Genomic DNA, 2,168 nt, shown 5'->3' with positions numbered 1-2,168 from the left:
CGGTTTTCGGGTGGATATTCTGCCTAATTTTGCACCCGAGCGACGAGGTCTGTCGGTCGGTGTTCTCCCTGACGGCTTCTGAAGGTAACTCCCTCATCCGTCCGAAGGCGGATGTTTGTGTCCTCAAAGACACAGCAAGATGTCCTTTGAGTAACTCAAAGGCTTTCGGGTAACTCCCGAAAGATGCCCTCTCTACACAAGGAGAGGGAGGCATTTTCTCCGAAGTCGGAAATCCTTTGAAGGGCAGTTCTATCTATATAGGGGAACAACCGGCACGGCGGCCGAGTCGCAAAACCACTTAATCCACAGAAATATGAAAAAAGAAAATGAAAACAGGGGTAGCTATGACAGCCCCAAGTGGGGCAAGCACTCCAAGGAAACAAGGAAGACGCACTGCGTCATGGTACGTTTCGATGACGAGGAATGGCTTAAATTTCTCTCCATGTACGACCAATCGGGTGTCTATGCCCGCTCGGTTTTCATCAAGGGCCGCGTCTTCTCGCAGCCTTTTCGCGTGATAAAAACGGACAAGACATTGCTCGATTATTACACCAAGCTTTCGTCTTTTCATGCGCAATACCGCGCCGTGGGCAACAACTACAACCAAGTGGTCAAGGAACTGCGCGTACACTTTTCCGAGAAAAAGGCGATGGCATTGCTCTATAAATTGGAGAAATGTACGCAGGAGCTGGTGCTTATCATGCAGCAAATCATTCGTCTCACCCAAACCTTCGAGCAGCAATGGTCGCAAAGATAAGCATCGGCAGTTCGCTCTACGGCGCACTTGCCTACAACGCTCAAAAGGTGAATGCAGGCGAAGGAAAGCTCCTTGCCACCAACAGAGTGTTCGATGGTGGGGACGGACGAATGGATTGCGCCCGACTGCTGCGTGACTTCTGCAACTGTATGCCCGAAAACGTCAGGACACGCAACACGGTGATTCACGTCTCGCTCAATCCGCATCCCGACGACCGACTCACGGATATGGAGATGGCAAATATCGCACAGATATATATGGAAAGGCTCGGCTACGGCAACCAACCCTATGTGATTGTCAAGCACGAGGACATCGACCGCCATCATGTGCACATCGTATCGGTCAATGTCGATGAAAAGGGTAAACGTATCGACAGGGACTTTCTTTTCCGTAGAAGCGAACGCATACGCAAGGAACTCGAAAAGGAATTTTCTTTGCATCCCGCCGAACGCAAACGAGGCGAATTACGTGAAGCTGCCCATAAGATAAACATCGATAAAGGTGACGTGAAGAAACAAATCGCAAGCGTACTTCTTTCCGTCGCTACCCGTTACCGTTTTCAGACAATGGGCGAATACCGCGCCCTGCTTTCGTTCTACAACATCCACGTGGAAGAGACACGGGGCAAAGTCGGAGACCGGGAGTACCATGGGCTGGTCTACTCAGCAACGGACGATAAAGGCAACAAGGTGGGTAATCCTTTCAAGGCGTCACTCTTCGACAAGTCTACAGGCTATGCCGCCATCGAGAAACGTTTTTCTTTGTCGAAGAAGCAGATAGCCGAAAAGAAATTCACCGAGCCTACCAAGCGGGCGGTGCTTCAAGTACTTGGAAAGACTTATCACAAGGACAAATTTGTTAGCCTGCTCAAAGGCAAGGGCATCGACACGGTGTTGCGTCTTACCGACGAGGGTCGCATCTACGGAGCAACTTTCATCGACCACCGCACGGGTTGCGTACTCAATGGCTCGCGCATGGGCAAGAAACTCTCCGCCAATGCCCTCCAAGAGCACTTTACTTTGTCATATGCAGATGAAAAGCCGATGCCGTTCGTTCTTCATACCGAAGAGACTGCAGAGGAATACTCTGTTGTCCAAGACGATAACGATTTTTCTTCCTCTGGTCTTGGACTTTTCAATCCTTCCGGGCAGGCTGTAAACGCCGAAGAGGAAGATTTTATCCGAAAGATGAAACGGCGCAAGAAACGAAAGGGAAAAGGGCGGACAATATAGAGAAACTGAACAAACGATGTAAGCAACGACATAATAAAAAACAATTAACAACGAAAATAGATTATGCAACAGGAAGACGATTTAAGGGCACTGGCGAAAATCATGGATTTTCTGCGTGCCGTGAGTATTATCTTGGTGGTCATCCACGTGTATTGGTACGGCTACGGAGCCATACGCAC

At 49.5% G+C, this 2,168-nt stretch carries 3 protein-coding genes; all 3 read left to right on the top strand.

Annotated elements, in window-relative coordinates:
- Positions 1-313 precede the first annotated feature (313 nt).
- Positions 314-757 (top strand): conjugal transfer protein MobA, encoded by a 444-nt coding sequence (mobA, locus tag H164_RS0114215; protein WP_019969241.1) that lies wholly within the window; start codon positions 314-316, stop codon positions 755-757.
- Positions 742-1,989 (top strand): conjugal transfer protein MobB, encoded by a 1,248-nt coding sequence (gene mobB, locus H164_RS0114210; protein WP_019969240.1) that lies wholly within the window; start codon positions 742-744, stop codon positions 1,987-1,989. The genes mobA and mobB overlap by 16 nt, the downstream gene beginning before the upstream one ends.
- Positions 1,990-2,049: 60 nt before the next feature.
- The coding region (locus H164_RS14850) for a YWFCY domain-containing protein (RefSeq protein ID WP_248616207.1) at positions 2,050-2,168 on the top strand (119 nt) is incomplete at its 3' end.

This window comes from Segatella maculosa DSM 19339 = JCM 15638 (assembly GCF_000382385.1).
Taxonomy (GTDB): domain Bacteria; phylum Bacteroidota; class Bacteroidia; order Bacteroidales; family Bacteroidaceae; genus Prevotella; species Prevotella maculosa.
The sequence above is the reverse complement of the archived record's forward strand: the minus strand, read 5'-3'. Positions and strand labels throughout refer to the sequence as shown.

Bases quoted from the DNA above. Each gene is read 5' to 3' on its own strand.
- mobA (WP_019969241.1), top strand. From the start codon at position 314: ATGAAAAAAGAAAATGAAAACAGGGGTAGCTATGACAGCCCCAAGTGG.
- mobB (WP_019969240.1), top strand. From the start codon at position 742: ATGGTCGCAAAGATAAGCATCGGCAGTTCGCTCTACGGCGCACTTGCC.